The sequence below is a fragment of the Synechococcus sp. CBW1006 genome (genome assembly GCF_015840525.1).
In the GTDB taxonomy this organism is placed as follows: domain Bacteria; phylum Cyanobacteriota; class Cyanobacteriia; order PCC-6307; family Cyanobiaceae; genus CBW1002.
Genome location: NZ_CP060396.1, coordinates 507,923 through 525,318 on the forward strand (window position 1 = coordinate 507,923; position 17,396 = coordinate 525,318).

The 17,396-nt window shown below is 56.1% G+C and carries 15 protein-coding genes and 3 pseudogenes; 9 read left to right on the forward strand and 9 right to left on the reverse strand.

Going from position 1 to position 17,396, the window contains the following annotated elements; genetic code table 11:
- Positions 1-106: 106 nt before the first annotated feature.
- From H8F26_RS02380 to H8F26_RS02390, 3 genes are all read right to left on the reverse strand, one after another.
- Positions 107-1,165 (reverse strand): IS3 family transposase, encoded by a 1,059-nt coding sequence (locus tag H8F26_RS02380; protein ID WP_197157217.1) that lies wholly within the window; start codon positions 1,163-1,165, stop codon positions 107-109.
- Positions 1,162-1,671: a transposase gene (locus H8F26_RS02385; protein WP_197157219.1), complete on the reverse strand. Its 510-nt coding sequence runs from the start codon at positions 1,669-1,671 to the stop codon at positions 1,162-1,164. The genes H8F26_RS02380 and H8F26_RS02385 overlap by 4 nt, the downstream gene beginning before the upstream one ends.
- 99 nt (positions 1,672-1,770) lie before the next feature.
- Entirely contained in the window at positions 1,771-3,114 is a 1,344-nt protein-coding gene (locus H8F26_RS02390; RefSeq protein ID WP_231605419.1) for an IS110 family transposase, read from the reverse strand.
- Between the two features lie 322 nt (positions 3,115-3,436).
- Here H8F26_RS02390 and H8F26_RS02395 point away from each other — a divergent pair, with 322 nt between their 5' ends.
- From H8F26_RS02395 to H8F26_RS20020, 6 genes are all read left to right on the forward strand, one after another.
- Positions 3,437-4,804 (forward strand): IS5 family transposase, encoded by a 1,368-nt coding sequence (locus tag H8F26_RS02395; protein ID WP_197157221.1) that lies wholly within the window; start codon positions 3,437-3,439, stop codon positions 4,802-4,804.
- 810 nt (positions 4,805-5,614) lie between these two features.
- On the forward strand, positions 5,615-6,355 hold the full coding sequence (locus H8F26_RS02400) for a hypothetical protein (protein WP_197157223.1): 741 nt from the start codon (positions 5,615-5,617) through the stop codon (positions 6,353-6,355).
- A gap of 41 nt (positions 6,356-6,396) precedes the next feature.
- Positions 6,397-6,921 carry a hypothetical protein gene (locus tag H8F26_RS02405; RefSeq protein WP_197157225.1) on the forward strand — a complete coding sequence of 175 codons (525 nt, stop codon included), beginning with the start codon at positions 6,397-6,399 and terminating at the stop codon, positions 6,919-6,921.
- Positions 6,914-7,897 carry a sulfotransferase gene (locus H8F26_RS02410; RefSeq protein WP_197157227.1) on the forward strand — a complete coding sequence of 328 codons (984 nt, stop codon included), beginning with the start codon at positions 6,914-6,916 and terminating at the stop codon, positions 7,895-7,897. Before H8F26_RS02405 ends, H8F26_RS02410 begins: the two co-directional genes overlap by 8 nt.
- Positions 7,872-8,966: a hypothetical protein gene (locus tag H8F26_RS02415; protein ID WP_197157229.1), complete on the forward strand. Its 1,095-nt coding sequence runs from the start codon at positions 7,872-7,874 to the stop codon at positions 8,964-8,966. Before H8F26_RS02410 ends, H8F26_RS02415 begins: the two co-directional genes overlap by 26 nt.
- A 161-nt stretch (positions 8,967-9,127) precedes the next feature.
- On the forward strand, positions 9,128-9,364 hold the full coding sequence (locus H8F26_RS20020) for an IS3 family transposase (protein ID WP_197157231.1): 237 nt from the start codon (positions 9,128-9,130) through the stop codon (positions 9,362-9,364).
- On the opposite strand, the pseudogene H8F26_RS02425 reads toward H8F26_RS20020, so the two are convergent.
- Positions 9,351-9,689 (reverse strand): annotated as a pseudogene (locus H8F26_RS02425) (transposase); the annotation flags it as partial. The gene H8F26_RS20020 and the pseudogene H8F26_RS02425 overlap by 14 nt on opposite strands.
- Positions 9,690-9,825: 136 nt before the next feature.
- Here H8F26_RS02425 and istA point away from each other — a divergent pair.
- A pseudogene (istA, locus tag H8F26_RS19140) lies at positions 9,826-10,665 on the forward strand (IS21 family transposase); the annotation flags it as partial.
- Between the two features lie 622 nt (positions 10,666-11,287).
- Positions 11,288-12,082 carry an IS21-like element helper ATPase IstB gene (istB, locus tag H8F26_RS02435; RefSeq protein ID WP_231597868.1) on the forward strand — a complete coding sequence of 265 codons (795 nt, stop codon included), beginning with the start codon at positions 11,288-11,290 and terminating at the stop codon, positions 12,080-12,082.
- Positions 12,083-12,295: 213 nt separating this feature from the next.
- Here istB and H8F26_RS02440 read toward each other — a convergent pair whose 3' ends face one another.
- From H8F26_RS02440 to ltrA, 5 genes and pseudogenes are all read right to left on the reverse strand, one after another.
- Positions 12,296-13,168, reverse strand: a complete 873-nt coding sequence (locus H8F26_RS02440; RefSeq protein ID WP_231598222.1) for an IS3 family transposase — start codon at positions 13,166-13,168, stop codon at positions 12,296-12,298.
- 10 nt (positions 13,169-13,178) lie between these two features.
- A complete protein-coding gene (locus H8F26_RS19145; protein WP_231597691.1) occupies positions 13,179-13,466 on the reverse strand; it encodes a transposase in 288 nt (95 codons plus the stop codon).
- A 212-nt stretch (positions 13,467-13,678) separates the two neighbouring features.
- A pseudogene (locus H8F26_RS02445) lies at positions 13,679-13,849 on the reverse strand (transposase); the annotation flags it as partial.
- 218 nt (positions 13,850-14,067) lie between these two features.
- Positions 14,068-14,202 carry a hypothetical protein gene (locus H8F26_RS19800; RefSeq protein ID WP_255518580.1) on the reverse strand — a complete coding sequence of 45 codons (135 nt, stop codon included), beginning with the start codon at positions 14,200-14,202 and terminating at the stop codon, positions 14,068-14,070.
- Positions 14,203-14,355: 153 nt separating this feature from the next.
- On the reverse strand, positions 14,356-15,606 hold the full coding sequence (gene ltrA, locus H8F26_RS02450; protein WP_231597922.1) for a group II intron reverse transcriptase/maturase: 1,251 nt from the start codon (positions 15,604-15,606) through the stop codon (positions 14,356-14,358).
- 580 nt (positions 15,607-16,186) lie between these two features.
- Here ltrA and H8F26_RS02455 point away from each other — a divergent pair.
- Complete coding sequence (locus tag H8F26_RS02455) at positions 16,187-17,380, forward strand: IS256 family transposase (RefSeq protein ID WP_197158922.1); 1,194 nt, start codon at positions 16,187-16,189, stop codon at positions 17,378-17,380.
- Positions 17,381-17,396: the final 16 nt, after the last annotated feature.

A 17,396-nucleotide genomic window follows, 5' to 3' on the forward strand; every position in this document is an offset into this window, starting at 1 on the left:
ATCAGGAGCGCAGGCTTGAGCGGCCGGCCCCCGGTCGGAGGCTGAGGCCGGCCCGCCTCTTGCGGGCGGTCCAACCACAACCCCCTGGGGCCTGGGTTTCTGATCTTCAAGCAGCGACAGTGTCCTGCGGTCTGGGATGGTTGACCCGCACGACTGTTGGCTGAGCCCAATCGCGAGGTGGCCTGGCCCAGCGGCGTGGATGTTGCGCACGCGCCTGCTCATAGGTCTGCTGACGGACTCTGCAGATCGCGTCAGCTTCTCCGTAGTGACGTTGATTGGGCGTCACATACTTGATGCCGCTGTGACGATGCTCAGCGTTGTACCAGTCAACAAAACCATCGACCCAGGCACGCACTGAGAGAAGATCCCGGAAACGACGCACTGGATAGCTCTGGTGATATTTCATGGTTCGGAACCATGACTCAACGTAGGCGTTGTCATTGCTCACCCGCGGCCGCGAGAATGACAGGGCAATGCCGAGCTCGGCCAGCTTCGCGGCCAAGGTGTAGGAGCGCATGGGTGCTCCGTTATCGGCGTGCAGGATCGTGGTCGACCCTGAGCTGATCCCTTCATCACGGCAGACACGATCAAAGAAGTGCTTGGCCAGTTCGCCGCATTCACGATCGTGCACCTCAACGCCAAGGATGCGCCGGCTCCACACATCCATCACCATATAAAGGTAGTAGAACTGACCCTTCGCAGGCCCCGGCAACAGGGTGATATCCCAGGCCAGCACTTGATGGATGCCCGTTGCCTCCAGCACGGGTGGCTCTCTTGGCTCCCGCGGTGGGCGGCTCCTGCCGCGATGATTTAACAGGCCTTCCTGGCGCATGATGCGGTAAATCGTTGACTCCGATCCCACGTAGACTCCCTCCTCGGCAAGGATCGCCACGATCTGACCAGGCGTGAGATCGGCAAAGCGTGGATCGTTGACAGTGGACAACACCTGTTGGCGCTCCTCCTCGCTGAAACGATGCATGACATGCCTGGACGCTCCCTTGCGTTGATCGCAGCTGAATCCCTGGGTCCGAATCATCAAGCCCCATCGCCTCAGCGTGCGTGTCGCCAGGCCGAAAAGATCAGCAATGGCCTTGGCCGAAAGGCCACGACTGATGCCTTCCTGTAGAAGCGCGACGATCGCACCGCGATCGCCAGACGGAATCAAGGATCCTCGTCCGGTTGAAAGATCTGGTTGAACTTTTTTGAGAGCATCAACAACGTCGCCGCTTCTGTCAGTGCTTTTTCTTTCTTCTGCAATTCACGCTCCAGCTGGCGATTCCGCCGGACCAGTTCCTGATTCTTGCGTTGCAGTTCCCGCTGATCAGCCATGCTCGGCGCGCTGGGGCCATTGGCATCCTCGGCGGCCTGGCGCCAACGGGCAACCTGCTTGGGGTACAGCCCCCGCTCCCTGCAGAACGACCCGAGCTCGCTTCCGTTCAGTCCTGCGGCCTGGATCACGGCTGCCAGCTTGTCGGCAGCGCTCCACTGCTCCGGCGGCCGGTTCGTGGCAGGCACCAGCTGGCCCTGCTTCTGCCACTGGCTCCGCCAGTTGTAGATGGTCTGCGCCGTGATCCCGGTGTCGCGGGCGATCTCAGCCACGCTCTCAAGGTTCGGAGGGCTCATCCGCAGGCGGACGGCTTCCCGCAGAGCGGCGTCATAGGGCGGTTGCATAGTCGTCGGTTGGGCCCCCAGGTGGACGGGTCAAACCGAGCGGACTTCTTCCTAAGAAACACCAACGGCCAACAGGGATCTCGGCTGACTGACCACACCTCAAGCAGAGGCAACAAGTTGAAAACCAAGGGCAATGGCGCGTCGCTGGAGACCACGAATCTGACGATCCCTTGATTCCTCCTGATATGCGGCAGCACTGGGATCCTGATATACCAAACCATCACGGAGCGTCTTGTAGTAAAGAATGGCAAGCTTTCGGGCAGTAGCAATTAATGCTTTACTCTTTCCGGCACGTGCTGCCAGACGACGTTGAAAAGCACCCAGTGCAGTATTCGTTCTTCCCAGCGGTACGGCAGCCATCCAAAAGGCACTACCTGCTCGCGTAGTGCCCTGTCGTGTTCGTGAAGAAAGTACCTTTCCCCCTGAGATCCTGTTCTGAGGACTGAGTCCCAGCCATGACACAAAATGCTGGGCACTGGGCCAGCGCTTCATGTCCAACCCACACTCACTAATGAGCGTGAGAACTGTTGTTGGTCCTAATCCCGGAAGCCTTAGAAGATTGTGGCCTGACAAGGCTTGAATTAGGTGGGTTGGGTTAAATGCAAAGCCATGTCCGCATATCTTCCAATCCCCAGGTTGACTGCCTGGATCTTGATAGTCCGAGCCGGCAAGCTCTGTCATCAATGATTGTGCCGCAAGCTCGCAGGCCCTGATCTTCTCTGAATAGGTGTCAAAGAGCTCAACTGCGATCTTCAAAGAGAACAAGTGATCGTCTTGGTAGTTCCCCTCAAGAGCAGCCGCAATTGTTGCCGCGCTCTCCTTGCAGCGTCTGTCTCGGAGAGAAGCGAGTCTTTCGGGGTCCCTCTCACCTGAAAGTATGGCATCGATGATTCGCCTACCGGTTAGTCCGCTGATATCTCTGACAACATGATGAAGCTGAAGATTCATAAGCATCAGCGCCTTCTGGATGTGTTGCTGATGAGACGAGCGGTATCGAACAAGTTGATCACGCTGCCGCAGATATGAGCGTAGTTCTGTGATTTTTTGGTCTGGACGAAAGCTTGCTCTCACCAGGCCGTAGCTGTGGAGCTGCTGAAGCCATTGTGCATCGTTGATATCCGTCTTGCGGCCCGGAACATTCTTGGCGTGCCTGGCATTAACAAGAAAGACGTCAATGCCTTTGCCAGAGAGAATCTCGTAAAGCGGAACCCAGTAGATTCCAGTGGACTCCATGGCAATGGTGCTAATTCCAACTGCCAGCAGCCATTCGGCGAGTGCGATTAGATCCTTTGTGAAGCTTGAAAACTTGCGGACGGGATTCGGATCAAGCTCGACAGGAACAGCAACAACGTGGAATCTACTGCCGACATCAATTCCAGCGGAACGAGGGTTAATGACTTTCAGACGAGCTCGGCGCTTGCCTGCTGAAATTGGTTCTCCCATGGCTTAAGGACTCACTAGGTGATCGGGAGGGCATCAGGCAGGATTCGCGCACTAAAATCAGCAAATTCCTAATCGGGATCGGCCGACTAACTCATTGGTCAGTCGAGCCGTCGCCAGGGCAGGGAGCGCAATTCGAATCCCAGGCCACGTTTGCTTTCGGGGTCAGGCCTCCAAAGATGTCATCGGCCATGGCCCGATGTCCTCATGACCAGAGTGGCAAGGGCGCTCTGGCTTGGCCGTGGGTGTTTCGGGCGCGAGGGCGTACGCGCGTACTGGTTCGTTTGCTGACACTGGGGGTGGCGCTCCAGCCAAATCAGTGCGGATGGCCTTTGGTGCTCTCTACATCAAACAGAAGTTGGGGCTAACCGACGAAGAGACTGTCCATCAGATCAGAGAGAACGCCTATATGCAGTTCTTTCTCGGCTTTGCGGGTTACACAGCCAAGGCACCGTTCGATGCCTCGATGATGGTGCATTTTCGCAAACGCTTTTCTGACGAGGATCTGCGCCGTATCAATGAGCTGGTGGTGCAGCGCGGCAAAGAGATCCTTCTGGAAGCACTTACTCAGGTAGCAGACGATGACGACCATGATGATCCTGATTCCAGAGGAGGAGGCGCTCAGCTGGAACTTGATACGTTGATCAAGCCTGCTGACTGGCCAGAAGGAAAGAATTGGGGCACTCTCACGATTGATGCCAGTTGCACTCCTGCCGACATTACCTATCCCAGAGACCTCAGGCTCCTCAACGAGGCTCGCACAACGACCGAGCGAGTCATTGATGATCTGTGCACTCAGTCATCGGGATTCAGGAGACATCGACCTCGCTACGACCGTGGCCTTGCTCGTGCTCATTTCCTGAGAGTGGCGAAGCAAAAACGGCCACGCCGCCGAAAAGTGAAGGCTGCCATTAAACATCAGCTTGGATATGTGCGGCAGAATCTCAAAGCCATTGATGCTCTGATCGGCCGTGGGGCAAGGCTTTCTGAGCTCAAGAGGCATTGGTGGCAGAAGTTGTTGGCCTGCAGCGAGTTGGAGCGGCAGCAGGGCCTTCTGCTCGCCTCTCAGACCAACAGCATTCCAGACCGCCTGGTGAACCTTGTGCAGACCCATATCCGCCCAATGGTGCGAGGCAAAGCACGTGCTGCGGTGGAGTTTGGTGCCAAAATCAGTGTTTCGGTTCAAAACGGCTTTCCGTTCTTGCACCGCATCAGCTGGAACCCCTACAACGAAGGAGAAGACCTGATCGCTCAGGCGGAAAAATACAAGCTGGATACAGGATCTTACCCAGAGCGCATCTGCGCCGACCGGATTTATATCACGGCCAAGAATAGGCATTTCTGCATGAGGAACGGTATTCGTCTCTCCGGCAAGCGATTGGGCCGCCCGCCCAAGGATCCTGATGTCACCACTGCACACAAGCAGCAGCTCCGATCTGATCAAGCTCGACGCAATGAAGTGGAAGGCGTCTTTGGCTCTGGAAAGCGCAAGTATTCCCTGGATCTGATCATGGCTCGTCTACCAGCTGGTGCCGAATCCTCCATCTCGATGGCCTTTGTCGTGATGTGCGCGGAAAAGGTCTTGAGGCTGCTGCGCCTCTTTTTTGCCCTTCTTTTTGGGTGGATCTACAGCTTTCTTATGGCCTGGTCAGCGATCAGAGCGCCTGCGGTCATCTGCAAGCCAGCCTTTTGAGATCTGGCCCACTTGATGTCACTGCGCTTGCCGGCCTGATTAACGCGAAGCAAACGGACGAATTCGGCGCGGATGGGCCGAGAATCTTTTTCAGGAGTCCCTAAAGAAAAACACACCGTTCGACAACCACCATTGATTGACTTTGCCAAAGCTCGTCTGTTCGAGTGAACAATATCCTTGGCTTCCTCGCTTGCAAGTTTGTTGCTAGGTTGCTCTTCTCGTGAGCTTGAACCCTAAGCATAGTCAATCGAGATTAGCGTAGTTGCGCAAGTTAAGATGTGTCGAGTCGAACACACATCAATTACTCATCTAAAATGAACATTACGTTAAAGCAGCTATACTTTTTGACGTATGTCTATTCATGGCAGCTTATATTAACCCAAATATTATTTGCCTCTAACTAATGGGATGCAAAGACAATGTCTATGCCTGTCTTGTTGGTCTTGGGCGTAGCATCACTTCAAATAGCAGACGCAATAACTTGATCAGTCCGACCTAATCTGAATAATTCTCAGCATCGCTCAGACAAGCGTCAATCAGTATAATCAACCTGGTCGGCCTCTGCCTCAACCACTGGATAATCACTGCGTGCTGATCTCGGTAGATCGCCGAAGTGGAACAATGGATGCCATATTGAACTCAGCCATGCCATGCTATCTGAGCATCAGCCGTCGTTTCGGCGTCTCTATTGCTCGTTTCCCGTTCTGAAAGGACTGTTCGAAGCGCGGCCTTCCCCTTGTTTGATTGTCAGCACGAATGGTGAGCCCTCACCAATCCTGGTTTAATTTTAATCTGTGATCCACAGTATCCATGTTTACCCTTTTCCTGCCTGGCAGTTTTCGCCGCAGTTCAGATTATGTCTGGTTGAGTAAATGCTTGGCTCATAATAGCGACTTTTATACTGTTGATTATCCGATTAGCTCTACTGTAGCCAAGTTAAACTCTGAGTTCTATGTTTCAGACTGTTTACTACAGGTCCGTCGTGAACTAATCTATGGTAGCCAATCAACATCAGATTCAAGACTTTCGATTGCCTATGAGGAGTCAGTCATTGGATCATTTTTAGGGCAAGTTAGGAAACGTCATGGCAAATCAATTTCTGATCATGAGATCCTTTCTCAAACACTAATCATTGGCCATAGTCAAGGAGCAGGGCACGCCGCAGTTATTGCTATGGATAACAGTCTTAACGGCGTACTGCTCATTTCAGGACCAGCTGATTCATACCAGCATGTTCCTTCTTCCTGGACCGGGATCAAGGCAAGAACCTCCAGAAGTCGTTATAAAATGTTTGTCCATGCTGAAGATAGACATTCGAGAATGTGTCTATACCATTCAACACTTCTTGGATTACAGAATATTAGCGTACTCACGGAGTCATCTAAACTAGAAGATATCATATCCAGTCAAGTTGTCATTGACACAAGGCCCTTGCCCCCCTTAAAATCACATGACTGCTTGACGTTCGATTCCGAAAAGCTTGATGACTTCAATAAGTTATATTTATCTGCAGTTATTGCCAACCATCATTCAATTTTAGTGCCTTTTTAATGAGTATTTACTCGCGTTAATTGAACTTAATCGATTCAACAATGAAGACCTCCCCGTTTTTTAATTTCCTTCACCCTACATCTGTGGACAACTCTTCTCATGAACCTCATGACAATGAAGATTCGCAGCACGAGATCGCCAATTCCATCGACTCTTATCTTGAAGTCTTGATGGAACGAGCTAATCTTGACAGCACTGTTGCTGGTCGAGAAAATAGTATTGAATACAATACACTGACGCAGATTGTTTCAGTTTCCCGAAAAGATGCTGATCAATCTTACGTTGACGTCTCCGATGACGAAGATGCAGAGCATCAGCTTGAACCTCAGCCATCAAGCTCTGAGCTTGTAGCGGAGCCCTTCAGCGAGATGGAGTCTGAAAATGCTCATGTAGCATTATTTAAATTCTTGTTTGAGCCAATTGATCCTTCTTCTCAAGATGACCAGTCATCTGATTTGATTCTTTCCACTGAACTCATTAATGATCTTCAGAACCTGAAGGACCGAATGCAGCATCGTTACAACGTTATTAAGAGAAATCTTTTTAATATTCAATCTCATGAGTGAACCTATCTTCTTATTAAGTCCCCCTCGCTCCTTTTCTTCCGTTGTATCGTCGATAATTGGACAACATCCCCAACTCTATTGTTTTCCGGAGTTGCATCTGTTATGGCGCGATGATGTAGAGCATGTTCTTTCGAGTAAATCTAATATTACTCAATCTCGTTTTGCTCCTAGTGGACTGTTACGAGCAATTGCACAGATTCATGAGCAGGTTCAGAATAGCGCTTCCTGCAGTCGGGCATGGATGTGGCTTGCTAATCATAGATCTCTATCTACCATGGAATTGTTTGATTATTTATGTAAGGCTCATGAACCCAAGCTATGCATCGAGAAATCGCCTGGAAATACTCGATCAATTGATCGAATGATAAGACTTTTCAAATTTTATCCCAAAGCCAAATTCATTCATCTTACTCGGAGCGTCGTGGGCTCTTCTAAGTCACTTAAGGAGTTTTTTGAGCATCGTGACTCAAACCAAGGTGAGCGCAAGAGTCTCCGACATCCACTTGTTAAAGATAACTATGCTTTAATGTGGTATGCTACCCACAAGAGCATATTGAAATTTCGTTCGATTATACCTCCCTCCAATTTCCTCACAGTCAAGGGTGAGTCTATCCTGACCGAGCCACATTCAGTGCTTCCTCAAATATGTGAGTGGTTAGGAGTGTCGACTGACGAGCGAAGCATTGATGAGATGCTCCATCCAGAGAATTCTCCGTATGCCTTCTTTGGGCCCCGTATGGCTCCATGTGGTAATGATCCAAAGTTTATTACCAATCCTGAATTTAGACCAATGCGCAGAAAAGAATATTCCTCTGAACAAGTAAGGACTTACCTGAATTCTAATGATCGCTCAAACTTTACTCGTTATTATATTGAGAAGTCTAGTAGCGACGCAGATATTTCACGTTTACAAGATTGGAATCAGTCGCTACTTGAATTAGTCTTAGATATTGAAGCACAACTTGGCTACGCCTGAACGAATGAATTTACTTTCTATTCCCCTCCCTGGAGGGACCAACGATACTCAGCAAATATTGGCTGTCCATCAGTCAATTAATTCTGTCGGAATGTGGATTCTTCTTTCTACGACTTCTTCTCGCACTCTTGTCTACTGTACATCATCTAGTTCTGATGCATGCTTTGTACTTCCGTACAATTTTGTTTATTTTGGTTCATCGCTCAATGGTGAGTTATTTTTCATGACTGATGAGACCGAGGGCGCTAAATCCTTATTGTATATTATAAATTATGATCCTTCTTTTGGCATCAAGGTGACTAACGTTAATATTAAGTTTAAGCCCAGTCATTTGAATGAACTACTTAAATACTGTAAGCCTCGTATTGACCTGGCAGGTTCTTCTACTTTGAATAATTCTCCTTTACTTAATGATAATGCGCTCAACGAGGCTACCTTAACTTCTGTTTGTGTTCCATTCCATAGTTATCGCGATGTATTATCTATTAGAAATATTACATTGCCAATATCATCTTGTTATGAATGCAATTCAAGCATTGCCAACGCAATCTCCGTCTTTCAATCTCACTATCCGTACCTGTCACTTGTTGATGCTATTGAGCTCCGTGATCATTCGGTTGTACTTATAGCCAATGATTCTTCTATAAGAACTTTGAGTTGTGGGGTTGAATCCAGACTGTTTGCCTGTAAGGGCTCGGCTAAGCCAACCCTTGTTCTTGGACGTTCTCTCTTCTCCATTGATAATTCATTATCGATAGCACCTTCTGCGTCAGGCTTAGTTCACCCATCACTAGGCTTAGTCTTAGCCGCTTCACATGATTGTGACTTGTCATCTAAGGTTTGTCAGTCTAACATGCTTTGTGTATTAAGCCTAGATTATACGACAACTTCTATGTATTGTTCATCTGACAATGGTTCTACATTTGTTTTAGTCGATAAAGTAGTGCATCGTGATCATGACCTTGTGCCGATGCTTATTCATCATCTTGATCATTCCCAAACCCTCTTTTTTTCCTCTCGAGTTGATCGCTCAGCTGTTTATTTCTTAAATGATTTTTTCACTTCATAACCTTCGTGCCAAGTCACAACTTTTCTGATTTGCAACTCGCTCATACCTTAAGTTAAGTTTTGAATTTCTCGTCGTAATGTGTAGATTGCATTATATCTGCAGTTATGCTCCTTGCCATATGTGGCTTCTATGTCTAGTGGCAACGGCAGGAGACGCCGGGAATGCAGGTAACTCAGAACGCTCTGATCACCGCTGAGATTCAGTTGGTTTTCGAGCAGCATCGTGACTACTACCGTTCCTCGCGCTTGCACCGTGAACTGATGGCTTCCGGCCACAGGGTTGTTCGTCACCGCGTCGCCCGGCTCATGAGACGTGCACAGCTCAATGGCAGAACCCGCAAGGCGTTCCGGCCCTGCCGTCAGGACAGCGGTTCGGCGATATTACCTAGGGCCTCCTGAGAAAGGGCAAAGCGGCTGCGCCGCAGTGGATCCGAGCAGATTTCATCGGCGCGGCGGAGGGGAACTGCTTGCGCAGCATCTCGGTGACCCGCTGCCAATGGGCGCGCACCTGATCGGGGGCCTGGATCACGAACACGGCTTTCATGGCAGCGGCCACCATGTCCTGGCCAGCTTTGGGCACGTGGGAGAGCAGGTTGCGCAGGAAGTGCACCCGGCAGCGCTGCCAGCAGCAGCCCTGGAACATCCGCTTGATCGCCGCCGTCAGCCCCAGATGGGCGTCCGAGATCACCAGCCGGGTGCCGTCCAGGCCTCGTTCCTTGAGTGAACTGTCCGGCGACGATTAGGTAGGCGGGTCCGCGCAACTACATAGGCGGGTCTCAGGACGCGACAACAGGGTTCCGATTCCGGTCTGGAGCCCTGCCATGCCCGCCCCTCTGTCGTTGCGGATCAAGGAGCGGTACATGGCAAAACGGGCCAATGGGCTCAGCCAACAGGTGGCGGCTGATGCGGCGGGGATTTCGGTGCGCAGCGCGCAACGGATCGATCGGGGTGAGCTGCAGCCCGAGGGGCAACAGCAGCAGCGGGGTCGCCATTGGCGCACCCGAGCCGATCCCCTGGCCGAGGTCTGGGAGAGCGTGCTGGTGCCGATGCTTGAGAAGGCGCCGCAACTGGAACCCCAGACCCTGCTGCTTCACCTGGAACAGCTCAGGCCTGGCGAGGAGTGGTACCGGCGCAAGCGGACCCTGCAGCGCCGCGTCGAGCAGTGGCGGGCCCTGCACGGCCCGGCCCAGGAGGTGATGTTCCTGCAGCAGCACCGGGCCGGTGTACTGGGGATCTCGGATTTCACGTTGCTCAAAGGTGAGCCGATCACCGTGGCGGGGGAGGTGCTGGAGCACCGGCTGTTCCACTTCCGCCTGCCCTATTCGGGCTGGTGCCATGTGGCGGTGATCCACGGCGGCGAAAGCTTTGTCGCCCTATCCGAGGCCCTGCAAAACGCTCTCGCTCTTTGCGGTGGGGTGCCGGCGGAGCACCGCACCGACAGCCTGAGTGCTTGCTTCCGCAACCGCGACGGCAGCTACGCCGGCGATTACACGAGCCGTTACCGCGAGCTGTGCGCCCACCTGGGGGTGATCGCCACCCGCAACAACCGCGGCGTTGCCCACGAGAACGGCGCGATCGAGGGCCCGCACCGGCACTGGAAACATCGGCTGGAGCAGCAGCTGATCCAGCGCGGCAGCCGTGATTTCGCCACCGAGGCCGACTACCGGCAGCTCGTCGCCCAGGTCACCAACACGCTCAACAGCCGCTACCAGGTGCAGGGGAACCTGGAGATTGAGCAGCTGCATCTCCAGCCCCTGCCGGTGGAGCGCTTTGCCGACTACGAGCCGGTGGTGGCGCGGGTGCGGAGCACCAGCACGATCGAGGTGCGCTCGGTCACCTACAGCGTCCCCTCGCGGCTGATCGGCCAGCAGCTGACGGTGCACTTGCGCCATGACCGGCTGGATCTGTTCCTGCGCAGCAAGTTCGTGGAGACCCTGCCACGGTTGCATCGGCGAGCGGGAGAAAGCGGGCCGTTGCGGCGGATCGATTTCCGCCACGTGATCGAGAGTCTGCGCCGCAAACCCCGGGCGCTGCTGCGTGCCCAGCTGCAGTCCGACCTGCTCCCCGGAGAGACCTGGCGTCAGTTGTGGCGCTTGCTTTTGGCGGCCCTGCCGCCGGATGAGGCCGCCAAGGTCATGGTGGACGCCCTCCATGTCGCTGCCCGGACGGACGATCTGGCCGGTGTGGAGCGGTATCTGCGGCGTCAGCTCCGCCGCGGTGAGCTGAACCTCACGGCCCTGCGCGATCACTACGGCCTGCGGCCCCCCCGGGGCCTGGCGGCCATGCCCCAGCTCGACATCCCCGAACACACCCTCAGCAGCTATGACGAACTCCTGGTTGGAACCCCCGAGCAGGCCGGCACTGGAAACGGCTCTGCCATCGGTGTTGAAACAGTTGAAACTGCCCCAGTTCCGCAGCCAGTGGCAGGCGGCCGAGCAGCAGGCCACAGCCGCTGGCTGGAGTCCAGCCAGCTACCTCTATGTGCTGGCAGAGCAGGAACACCAGCAGCGGCATCAAGCCCGTCAACGGCGGCTGTTGCATGAGGCCCAGCTGCCGGTCCCCAAGACCCTGGCGGACTACGACTGGAACGCCATCCCGGATCTTGAGCGTCCTCAGATCGAGCAGCTCGCCCACGACACCGGCTGGCTGGATCGGGCCGAGAACCTGCTGCTATTCGGTCCCAGCGGTGTGGGCAAAACCCACCTGGCAGCAGGCATCTGCCGCAGCCTGATCGCCCTGGACCGCACGGCGCGGTTTTTCTCCGCCACCACGCTGGTGCAGGAGCTGCAGCGCGCCAAAGCCGATTACGCCCTGGCTAAGGCCCTGACCCGACTGGATCGCTTTGCCCTGCTGGTGATCGATGACATCGGCTACGTCCGCAAGGACGAGGCCGAGACCTCGGTGCTGTTCGAGCTGGTGATGCACCGCTACGAGCGCAGATCCCTGTTGGTGACCAGTAACCAGCCGTTCAGCGAGTGGGAGAACGTCTTCTCCACCAGCGCCATGACCGTGGCAGCGGTGGACCGGCTGGTGGACCACAGCACGCTGATTCAGATCAATGGCGAGAGCTACCGCCGCAAACGGGCACGGCGGATTGACCGCTCCAGCGCAGGCTGATTCGTCGCCGCGACCAGGCGTCAATTACCCGCCAACCACAAGCCAACCCCTGGCGCCAGGTGCCGGTGATGAGCTCCGCGCTGCCGTCGGACCGTGGGGTCCGCCGGCTCGTGCGCTCCGCTGCAGCGCTCAGGCGGGACAGCAGCAAGAGCACCGGCCAACGGGCTTGACGCCTGGGGCCGATCAGAAGATCCCGGCTGAGGTGGGTGCCTTTTATTGGACAGTTCCGGCCCCTGACATCGTTAACCCAGGACGGGTGGAACATGGTTCGGCCTCAGTGTAGACCGCGTGGGGAGTTTTGCCTCCAAGGGAACTGTGAGGTCTTACATGGCAATACCGCCACAGGAAGCGGGCCAGGCTGATTTCAGCGTCCCAGCCATCGCTGTATGCCCGTAGGTAGACCTCCTCGTACTTGACAGTCCTCCACAGCCGTTCAACAAGGATGTTGTCGTAGCACCGCTTTCTGCCGGACCAGCTGATCTGGATCCGCTCCCCTTTGAGTCTGGCCACAAAGTCAGCGGACGTGAACTGACAGCCTTGATCGGAGTGGAAGATCTCTGGCCTACGGCCGCCTCCCAAGGCCATCTCCAGGGCCTCCAGACAGAACTTCGTGTCAAGGCTGTTGGAGAGCCTCCAGCTGAGCACATGCCTGGAATGGAGATCCATGATCGCCACCAGATAGAGGAACCCTTTCTGCAGAGGGATGTAGGTGATGTCGGTCGCCCAGACCTGATCCACCGACGTGACCTGCGTGAGGTCCACCAGGCAGGGGAACCGCACGGACGGATCACCTGGAACCGTCGTCCGGGGCTTCTGGTAGATCGCCCGTAATCCCATGCGCCGCATGAGGTTTCGCACTCGATCTCGGCTGATCGGGATACCATCTTGGGCCAGATAGTCCACCATCCGGCGGCTGCCGCTGCAGGGATCCTCCAGGTAGAGAGCATCGATCCTGGCCATGATCCGCAGCGTCGATACACGGACCGGTGTCGGCCGGTAGTACAGCGTGGATCGAGGCAGCCCCAGCAGCGCACACTGCCTGCTGATGCTGAGCTCGGGGTGGTCGTGATCGACCAGCTTGCGCAGTTCACGGGCATCAGAGCAGTTGAGACTTTTTTTTGAGCCACTCCAGCTCCATCTGCAGCCGTCCGATCTGCTGGAACAGCTCCGCCTCCTTGGCCTGCCCCTCCTCCTTGTCCTTGGTCTTCTTGCCTCGGGTGAAGAGCTCGCTGGCACCGTCCAGGAGCTGCCGCTTCCACTGGCTCACCTGGATCGGGTGGATGGCGTGGTCGGCGGCGATCTCCTGGATCGTCTTGCGGCCACTGATCGCCTCCATGGCGACCCTGGCCTTGAACTCGGGGCTGTGGGTGCGGCGCTTGCTCATCGGTGGGAGCCCCTTTCAGGGGCGGTACCCCGCCTCAGAGGTTAACGATGGGGCCTGTCCAGAAAAGCCAGACCACCTCAGACTCCATGGCAGAGGACCGGGCCAGGGTGGCTCACTTTTCGCTGTCGCCTCCCCCTGCCATGGCAGGGGGAGGACCCGGGGTAACCCGCCTACGTAATTGACGCGACCCGCCTACGTAGTTGACATCGGGCAAGTGAACCAAGGAACTGCCTCCAGAAGCCCTCGGCCTCACTGTCGCCGACGGCAATGCCCAACACCTCGCGGTAGCCGAGGGCATTGATGCCGATGGCGACGACAACGGCCCGGGAGACCACCTGCATGTTGCGGCCGAGGCGGCCGTGTAGGTAGGTGGCGTCGAGGTAGGGCCTCCTGAGAAGGTAAGAACCACCCCCAGGGCAACAATATGGGGAGGGCCGGCTGACCTCTGAGTGTTGCTCGGGCTGCAGCCGGTTGATTGCTCAGGCGGCGCCTATCAGCAAAGATGTCCGCTCGGGGTACTGATCTGAGCACCTTCGAAAGCCTACTCCGGATGGAGGATCATGGGCTTCGAGATCGGATGTTGATCGTCATCGCGCGTTGATCAGGAGCGCAGGCTTGAGCGGCCGGCCCCCGGTCGGAGGCTGAGGCCGGCCCGCCTCTTGCGGCTGGCGTCCCCAGCAGTGGTGTAAATCCCCTGGGCCTCAGCCCCGGCGTAGCCGGGGCTGAGCGCGCACACCTCAGACGCCTGGCGTTGCAAGGGGTGGGCAGGCCCGTTTCCCTGGTTCGAGTACCACCTCAACCAGACGAACCATGTCGAGTCACCCCGGGGAACTTCCCCCCGAGGTGCTCACAGAACCGTACGTGACACTCTCGCGTCATACGGCTCCCATCATCCACATGCCACTTCACTGACTCGACGCCAGTGCGCGAACAGATCACGATGTCCAGACCTGATCCTGGCAAGTACTCGCCAGCTTTGGAGCCGACGACCCCGCAGCCTTTTGTACTTCTGCCGTAACCAGGCTGCAATTCTGTCATCCAGGTAGCGATACAACTTCCTGATCAGTTCTGTCCTATAGAAACGACCGTAGTACTGAATCCAGCCACGAATCACTGGATTCAGCACTTTAGCGATCTCCTCAAGCGACAGATACACGAGCGATGGAAGCCCTATCGACCTAATCCTCTCCCGCATACGCTGGAGAGCCTGCGGACTCACTGCCGGCAAAAAGCCTGTGTAGATGACTCCGCGAGAATTGCGAGACACACGTGGCCGAAACGCGAAACCAAGAAACGTGAACGTGACATCAGCAAACGGTGCCCGGCGGTTGCTATCCCTGCAGTAGACCACCTGGGTCTTCTGGGGATGAAGCTGGAGGCCACAGGACGCAAAGCGATCCTGCAATGCCTCCAGCAACCGCCGAGCTTCCTTCTCGCTGTGGCAATGACAGATCACATCATCTGCATAGCGCTCAAAGGCAATGGCCGGGTGGCTCCGGCGCATCCACACATCAAACGCATAGTGCAGGAACAGATTGGCCAGCAGTGGACTGATGACACCACCTTGCGGTGTGCCCCGGTCCCTGGGATGGAGCGTGCCATCCGGCAACAGAACCGGTGCCTGCAGCCATCGTTGCAGGTAGAGCACCACCCAGCGCTCGGAGGTATGGGCCTTGATCGCGCGCATCAACAGGTCGTGATCGATAGCATCGAAAAACCCCTTGATGTCGAGATCGAGAACCCAGTTGGACCTCCAGCAGCGCTGACGGCAGACCTCTACTGCCTGATGCGCTGACTTGCCCGGTCTGTAGCCGTAGGAATCCTGATCAAAGATCAGCTCCAGCTCTGGCTCCAGCACCTGCTTGACCACCATCTGTGCGATGCGATCAGCAACCGTCGGGATACCCAGCGGCCTGACGCCTCCACCGGATTTGGGAATCTCCACACGCCGAACTGGTGGCGGAAGATAACTTCCTGATGCCATCCGATTCCAGAGTTTGTAGAGATTATTCTCCAGATCCTTGTTGAAGTCGTCCAGGCTTTGGCCATCCACACCGGCCGCCTGTCCGTTCCGTTTCACCTGTTGATAGGCCTTCCAGACCATCACCTTGGTAATCGGTAGCGGCTTGTCTGTTGTCATCCCATTCCTCCTGCCGTAGGCAGTTGATGGGAGACTCCAAACGGGATGATGCAACCCCTTGGCTCCGAGTCCGTTACAGACCCATCATCGCTACTACGGGTTGCTCCGCCCCTGCCACAGACATCGGTATTGACCCTCATGGTGGTGACCACTTGGGATGTTCCCTTGGCATTCCATGGCAGGTTCTCACGTTCCGCATCAGGGCCTGCGATGAGCTCGTGCCGTCTATACGCCGGCTGCCGTGTGGTCCATAGACAGGCTCTGTCCACACTGATCCAGGAGATTTGGGCCGCCTCCCGTTTTGGCAGCGTCTGAAATAGATATCGGCGCGTCATCAACGGTTCGCTTGCGCTCACCTTCTCGTCGCACACCTGACGGATCCAGTCCGCCGTTTCCCCGTCGCTCACCACCACGTCTTTTGAACGCAGCAGCACGGGGTGGTTTGGTACCAGCCCCTGCAGGCCGATCCCGGGAGGCCACACTCCCATCCCCGATGCAGTTTCATCAGCCTTGGCTTTCACCTGCTGACTCGTGACACACGCCCAAGACTTACTGTGCCGCACCCGACCTCGCGCCGCTACTGGATGGCAGCACTGCCGGTGAGCTGATCCCCGAGCTGGCCCGTTACGGCCTGCAGCAGCTGATCGAGCTGGAGGTCGCTGCCGTGCTCGGCGCAGAGCGCCATGAGCGCAGCGAGGAGCGGCTCGGCTACCGCAACGGCTACCGGCCGCGCACCCTGGCCACCCAGGTGGGGGACATCGATCTCCGCATCCCCAAACTGCGCTCCGGCAGCCACCTGCCCTCGATCCTGGAGCCGCGCCGCCGTGTGGACCAGGCCCTCTACGGCGTGGTGATGGAGGCCTATGTCGGCGGCATCTCAACGCGCAAGGTCGACGCCCTGGTGGCCGCCCTGGGAGTCCAGAGCGGCATCTCCAAATCTCAGGTGAGCCGCATCTGCGCTGACATCGACATCCAGGTGCAGGCCTTCCTGAACCGCCCCCTTGAGGCCACCGGCTACGCCTACCTGTACCTCGATGCCACCTATCTCCACGGGCGTCTCGGCAAGGCGATGCAGGTCTGCTCCAGGGCTGTGGTGGTGGCCATGGGCGTCAATGCCGATGGTCGCCGCGAGCTGCTCGGCATCAAGGTGGGCGACAGCGAAACCGAGAGCTTCTGGAGCGAGTTCATTGGCTCGCTCAAGGAGCGCGGCCTCACTGGGGTCAAGCTCGTGATCAGCGACGCGCACGTGGGCCTCACCAAGGCGATCCGGCGGATGCTGCAGGGCAGCTGCTGGCAGCGCTGCAGGGTCCATTTCGCCAGAAACCTGCTCCAACGGGTGCCCAAGGCCCACCAAGGCATGGTCACCGCTGCCTTGCGCTCGGTGTTCGCCCAGGAGAAAACGGACGAAATCGAGGCCCGCTGGGACGATCTGGCCAGCTCACTGGTGGATCGCTTCCCCAAGGCTGCTGAGCTCATGCTGCACGCCCGGGAAGACGTGCTCGCCTTCCGTCACTTCCCGCCTCAACACTGGAAAAAGACTTGGAGCACCAACCTGCTCGAGCGCCTCAATGAGGAGATCAAACGCCGCACTCGGGTGGTTGGCATCTTCCCGAATGACGCCTCGATCACCCGCTTGGTGGGGGCTGTGCTGCTGGAGCAGGACGAGCACTGGCAGCTGGAGGGCCGGCGCATGTTCTCCGCCGAGAGCATGGCCGCCATCCCCTCACTGGCGGAGCTGCCCACGCAGCCTTCCTTGCAAGAAGCAGCGGCCTGAGCCTCAGGCCCCAGGA